Here is a 5,530-nt window from a genome sequence, read left to right as displayed (position 1 = left end):
GTTGAAAGTTGAAAGTTGAAAGTTGAAAGTTGAAAGTTGAAAAAATAATGCCCTTGTCTTCGATGGAAGCAAGGGCATTTTTTATGAAGAAATCTTTTGGGAAATGGGAGACCTGCCCCGATCACTTCGGAGTCAGGACCTCCAGCCCCCATAACTCACCTGCATGCAATGAAGAAAGAATATTGATTCCAGAACCTCAGGTTTGTATTAAATTTCCTCCACTGGATTTGGAATATCCTCAGCAATTTCTTCACGGTTACAGTGCTTAAGAAAAAAATATAATGACGAATCGATTATCTTGAGAACTTTACCCCCTCTATCATAATCAACAAATGGAGGCTGTATTCCTTTTCCGATTTGATGCTGCGTAAGGTTATGGAGGAACTAACCCAAGTCACTGGAGCGCACGTCATCAGGCCTGTGGTGAATATTGCGTATCCCCTCTAAAAGATAACCTCGCGTCATTCCGCGCTGAATATTTTCAAAATCTTCAGTTAGCAGCAACCTGATGAAATAGTATGGGTATGCAAGTGATGGCTTACCGCTTTGCGCACTGACTCGAACGCGTATATCCACAAAAGACTCAAAATTTCTAATGTGTCTTACACCATACTCTTCAGCTTTTTTTGTCATTGCTTGTTCTAGATACTCTTCCTTAATTAAAACAGTTTCACCAGATGTAGAATTTATTCCGGCGAATTGGCAGCATAGCTTGCAAATCTCTTGAACCACTCCAATGCTATCGAAAGACTCATCTACAAGCCTCTCCTTGACATGATAAAAATCGACATTAAGGAGTTTTTCTCCCATTGCTATTACTTTATAAAAGTCTTCTTTCTCCCATGGCTCAACAGCGACTTCAGTGACACGATCCAGCAAATCCCCATTAAACTGGACAAGCCTATTCGCTTCTCTCCATATCCCCAATACAACAAATATATAATGGTGATCTTGAAAAATTCGCAAATCATATGCGAGCGTTTTCTGTACCTCATGCGGCAAGTAGTGAAAATTCTCCAAAACAATAAATTTATTAAAATCATTGGCCTTTAATAGCTCGGAGACATCTTGAGCCAAAGTGAGATTATACTCGACATGCGACTCAGTTTTGCTTGTTCTAGCGCTTGCCTTATCCTGCATCTCTCCCGAAGCTTTGGCACCGCCAACGAAAGGTATCTTGACGCGAAAACTACCTCCGATCTTACCGCCGTGCTCATATCCCGAGTCAGCAGTTTCCGACTCAATGAATGTAACACCTATTTGACGCAATACAGATTTATATATGTCTACCGGGGTGGTTTGCGGCGAGCACTCTACTTTTATATATTGATCTTCATCAAGATGCTTTAATATAAGAGATGTCTTACCTTGCTTGGATGAACCATAGACAATTACTTCATTCCCACTCTTCAAAGCATCTTTGAAACGAGAGTCTACGTCCTCTCTTTCGATATAGGATTTTATAAGCTTGCTTCTCACACCAAAGACATCAACGACTTGATGCATAAACTACCTCTCCTCAAATTAACAGCATATCCAGTTGCAGATGCCACATATCACTTTTCTGTATATCCCCGATTCGCTTCCAACCGACAATCAACCCAAACCCTATCAAATTAGCGTCCTGGGCTATGGCTAAGAACAAATCTCACCTTAAATCTTATTGGGCTCCCGTAAGGGTTAGACCCTCCAGTTATCACAATTCATTCGCACTCAATGTGGAACGGAAGATCTGCTCCTCAACTCTGCTTCTTATTAGACCTAGCGCCGAAGAACTCGGTCTATATCGACAAGTTTCTTGCTGTTACTCTTGAGCTGGTCGTACAGCTCGTTTAATAGCTCTTGAGCTTCTTCGGCCAGCACCTCTCGGTCTTCTCTCTTCCGTGTTGAAACAAGCTTCTTAATTCGGTTGGTGATAGCGCGCTTCTTACCAAGAATGCTGGCATCACTCACTTCCCAGTAAATTTCCCAATAGTCATATTGCTTATACTTCTGGGCCAGCTTAGAAATGGTGCTGCCATTCCTAAGTGCTTCGTTCATTTCATCAAGTTCGTGCTTTTTAATTGGCATGATGCCCCCAAGTTTTTGGATTTATAACAGAGTATTCGAGATTGGGGTCAAGTATTGCCCCATGCGCAGAATCAAAGAGGAGATGCAATTGCAAAAGCCAGCCCCAGGCCAGCATAAAGATAACCAGACAGGCATCCCTTCCCCCGATTCGCTTTCGCAGGCCATGCCACCCTGGCTGGCCGATTGTTATTTGTGATCCAGTTCCGAATCTACACAATCCACCCGCACAAATAAATGCACATGGGGAAAAGTCTGTTTACGGCCGGCCCTCGGCCTTGTCAGCGGCGGCGAAGTGGGCCATTTGGTCGGCGTGGGCCTTGATAAAGGCCGGGCGGGCGGTGGCGCGGGCGATGTAGGCTCGGCAGGCCGGGTGATCTGCCAGGCCGTCGAAGCGGTCGACCAGGCGCAGTACGTCGACCATGAGAATGTCGGCAACAGAGAAAGTGTCGGTGAGCCATTCGCGGCCGGTGAGTGTGGCTTCCATATGCTGGAGACGGGCGGCGAGGAAGGCGTCCAGGTGTTGTCGGCCCGGGGTTGGCTGGTTATCGCCGGCGAACTGGTAGAGGGACCAGGGCAGGCTGGCGGCTTCCACGGAGTTGAGGGCAGCGAAGAGCCAACTAATGACGGCGCTGCGGGCGCTCGGGTCTGCTGGCATCAGCGATGCACTGCGTTCTGCCAGATGCAGGAGGATGGCACCGCTTTCGAACAATGAGAGATCGCCATCGGTGAGCCAGGGCACCTGCCCGAAGGGCTGATGCGCAAAGTGATCGGCTCCCCGTTCGTGAAACGGAACCCTCTGCACCTGATACGGCAACCCGGCCTCTTCCAGCGCCCAGCGCACGCGCAGGTCACGCACGTAACCCCGTGGCATGTCGGGCACCCAGTCATAGGTGGTAAGGACAAGATCCGTCATAGCGCGCTCCCTCGCGTTAGTCTCTTTTCAAGACCCTGAATCTACACAAGATCGCAGCGCAACACACATAGCAAACACGCCTGCCCATCACGAAAAGACAAAAGCCCGGAACACGTCACACGCGCCCGGGCTTTTGTCTTTTCCTTGTAGCTCGTAGCTCGTAGCTATTCTTTAACTTCTTCCTCCACAAAATCGAGCCGGTCCTGCCCGAAGAACATTTCATTGCCCACGAACATGGTTGGCGCGCCGAATACGCCGCGCTTGATGGCGGCCTCGGTGTTGGCTTTGAGCTGCTCTTTCACTTCGTCGCTGGCGGCCTTGTCCAGCCAGGCCTGTGCATCCAGGCCGGCGGCGGTAAGGACGCGGGTGATTTCTTCCGGCTCGGAGAGTTTGCAGGGCTCGCGCCACATGGCGTTGTAGAGGGCGGTGATCACGGCATCCTGTTCCGGGGTGCCGATGGCGGCGGTGATAATGCGCATGGGGGTGATGGTGTTCACCGGGAAGTGCGGGTTCATGGTGAGCGGCACCTGGTAGCGCGCCGAGTAGCGAGCCAGGTCGCGCATCATGTACATGCCCTTGGCGGGCACGGCACCGGGCGGGTTGTTGCCAGTGGCCTTGAAGATGCCGCCCAGCAAGACGGGGACGTAGACCAGTTCAGCGCCGGTGCGCTCGCACAGGGCGGGGAGTTGGCTCCAGGCCAGGTAGGCGGTGGGGCTGCCCACGTCGAAGAGGAATTCGATTTTTTGGGTCATGGGTTGGTCCTTTCTGATTGTCATGTAGGAGCGACGCTCTCTGTGCACTGCGGGTACGCGGCGCGATGGGCGGAGTTAAAAGTTCAAAGTTCAAAGTTCAAAAGCGCGAGAAGAATCACCATGTTCTTTTATACCGTGCCCGCGCTTCAAACGGTTTGAGCGCGAAGCCAAGGCCTTTGAGTGATCTTGGGCGGACTTCGCGTTTTAACTTTGAACTTTCAACTTGTAACTGCTTTTTGTTGCGTGCTGCGTCTCTTAAAACGTTTCCATCCACGGGCGCAGGTCGATTTCGTGGGTCCAGGCGTCGCGGGGTTGTTGGTGGAGCATCCAGTAGGTGTCGGCGATGTGTTCCGGGTTGAGAATGCCAGCCTGTTCTTTCTGGGCATACTTGGCCGGGAAGTTATCGCGGATGAACGCCGTGTCGATGGCGCCATCGATGATCGGGTGGACCACATGAATGCCTTCCGGACCCAACTCCCGGGCCATACTTTGCGCCAACGCGCGCAGGGCAAACTTGGCACCGGCGAAGGCGGAGAAACCCTTGCCGCCGCGCAATGAAGCGGTAGCGCCGGTGAAGATAATGGTGCCCTTGTTGCGCGGCACCATCACCCGGGCGGCTTCGCGGCCCGCCAGGAAACCGGCGAAGGCGGCCATCTCCCAGACCTTGCGGTACACCCGGGCGGTGGTTTCGCGGATGGAGAAGAACACGTTGGCGCCGATGTTGAACACCACCACTTCCACCGGGCCTACCTCGCTTTCGATGGTGTCGAACAGCGCCACCATCTGCTCTTCATCGCGGGCATCGCAACCAAACGGGCGCGCCTTGCCGCCCGCCTGCTCGATCTCCTGCACCAGCGGTGCCAGCGCGTCTTCCGTGCGGCGGGTGACGCAGACGGTGTAGCCTTCGCGGGCAAAGCGTTTGGCGATGGCGCCACCGGTGGCATCGCCGGCACCGATTACCACTACGGCGGATTCTGGCATGGGGCCTCCTGTTCTTCATCAAGGCAAGAAGTAAGTTCCAATTAGGAACTGATAGTCGGTTCTTTTTGGGAACCCGTCAAGCGGGTATGATCAGAAAATGTTCCCGGAGGTTTACTATGCGCTGGCAAGACATCGACCAACAGCCCTGCTCACTGGCCCGTTCGCTGGCCATTATTGGCGATAACTGGACGCTGCTGGTGCTGCGCGACTGCTTTCTCGGCGTGCGCCGTTTTGATGATTTCCAGCAACGGCTGGGCGTCACCCGCCATGTGCTCAGCGACCGGCTGCGCAAGCTCGCCGAGGGCGGAGTGCTGGAAAAAGTCGCCTACCAGGAACGCCCCCTGCGCCACGAATACCGGCTGACCACCATGGGCCGCGACCTCTACCCGGTGATTGCCCACCTGGCCCAGTGGGGCGACAAATACCTGGCCGACGAAGCCGGCCCGCCGCTGGTGCGCGTGCACCGCCAATGCGGCGAACCGCTGGAGGCCAAACTGCAATGCGGCCATTGCGGTGAGAGCGTGGAGCCCAGGGATATTCGGCTGGAAGAGAACCCGCACTGGGCCGGGGCATTGTTGCCGACCAAAGCGGGTTAGAGGCTTTGTCGGATTACGTCCTCCGGACTAATACGACCTTGTGTCTCTCCGGCGGAAGGATTTGCTACCCTTCCGCCACTGCTGGCGGGCAACCCGTATTCGACCTGAGGCCCTGAGCCTGTGATGTAGATAGGTCCCGCCAGCATTTCTCTCAAAACTTGAACGGTATCCGAGCCCTTCGTTGACCGGATGAGGCTGCACGAACAAGGAGAAGTGGA

At 53.3% G+C, this 5,530-nt stretch carries 6 protein-coding genes; 1 reads left to right on the top strand and 5 read right to left on the bottom strand.

The features are described 5' to 3' along the window. Nucleotides 1–384: 384 nt before the first annotated feature. From A3730_RS14395 to A3730_RS14375, 5 genes are all read right to left on the bottom strand, one after another. Entirely contained in the window at nt 385–1,506 is a 1,122-nt protein-coding gene (locus A3730_RS14395) for an AAA family ATPase (protein ID WP_063521112.1), read from the bottom strand. Nucleotides 1,507–1,761: 255 nt separating this feature from the next. Then, nucleotides 1,762–2,070 carry a hypothetical protein gene (locus A3730_RS14390; protein ID WP_063521113.1) on the bottom strand — a complete coding sequence of 103 codons (309 nt, stop codon included), beginning with the start codon at nt 2,068–2,070 and terminating at the stop codon, nt 1,762–1,764. 256 nt (nt 2,071–2,326) lie between these two features. Beyond that, the gene (locus A3730_RS14385) at nt 2,327–2,983 is read right to left on the bottom strand and encodes a glutathione S-transferase family protein (RefSeq protein WP_063521114.1); all 657 of its coding nucleotides are present in this window, start codon (nt 2,981–2,983) and stop codon (nt 2,327–2,329) included. Between the two features lie 164 nt (nt 2,984–3,147). Further along, complete coding sequence (locus tag A3730_RS14380; protein WP_063521115.1) at nt 3,148–3,735, bottom strand: 2-hydroxychromene-2-carboxylate isomerase; 588 nt, start codon at nt 3,733–3,735, stop codon at nt 3,148–3,150. A gap of 255 nt (nt 3,736–3,990) precedes the next feature. Next, nucleotides 3,991–4,716, bottom strand: coding sequence for an SDR family oxidoreductase (locus A3730_RS14375; protein WP_063521116.1), 726 nt, complete (start codon nt 4,714–4,716; stop codon nt 3,991–3,993). A 116-nt stretch (nt 4,717–4,832) separates the two neighbouring features. Between A3730_RS14375 and A3730_RS14370 the strand changes: the two genes are divergently transcribed. Beyond that, the gene (locus A3730_RS14370) at nt 4,833–5,312 is read left to right on the top strand and encodes a helix-turn-helix domain-containing protein (protein ID WP_063521117.1); all 480 of its coding nucleotides are present in this window, start codon (nt 4,833–4,835) and stop codon (nt 5,310–5,312) included. Nucleotides 5,313–5,530 lie beyond the last annotated feature (218 nt).

It is taken from the genome of Alcanivorax sp. HI0044, assembly GCF_001634945.1.
This window is presented reverse-complemented; position numbering and strand designations above follow the sequence as displayed.

Excerpts from the sequence above, each read along its gene's own strand:
- A3730_RS14395 (WP_063521112.1), bottom strand. The coding sequence starts at position 1,506 with ATGCATCAAGTCGTTGATGTCTTTGGTGTGAGAAGCAAGCTTATAAAA.
- A3730_RS14390 (WP_063521113.1), bottom strand. The coding sequence starts at position 2,070 with ATGCCAATTAAAAAGCACGAACTTGATGAAATGAACGAAGCACTTAGG.
- A3730_RS14385 (WP_063521114.1), bottom strand. The coding sequence starts at position 2,983 with ATGACGGATCTTGTCCTTACCACCTATGACTGGGTGCCCGACATGCCA.
- A3730_RS14380 (WP_063521115.1), bottom strand. The coding sequence starts at position 3,735 with ATGACCCAAAAAATCGAATTCCTCTTCGACGTGGGCAGCCCCACCGCC.
- A3730_RS14375 (WP_063521116.1), bottom strand. The coding sequence starts at position 4,716 with ATGCCAGAATCCGCCGTAGTGGTAATCGGTGCCGGCGATGCCACCGGT.
- A3730_RS14370 (WP_063521117.1), top strand. The coding sequence starts at position 4,833 with ATGCGCTGGCAAGACATCGACCAACAGCCCTGCTCACTGGCCCGTTCG.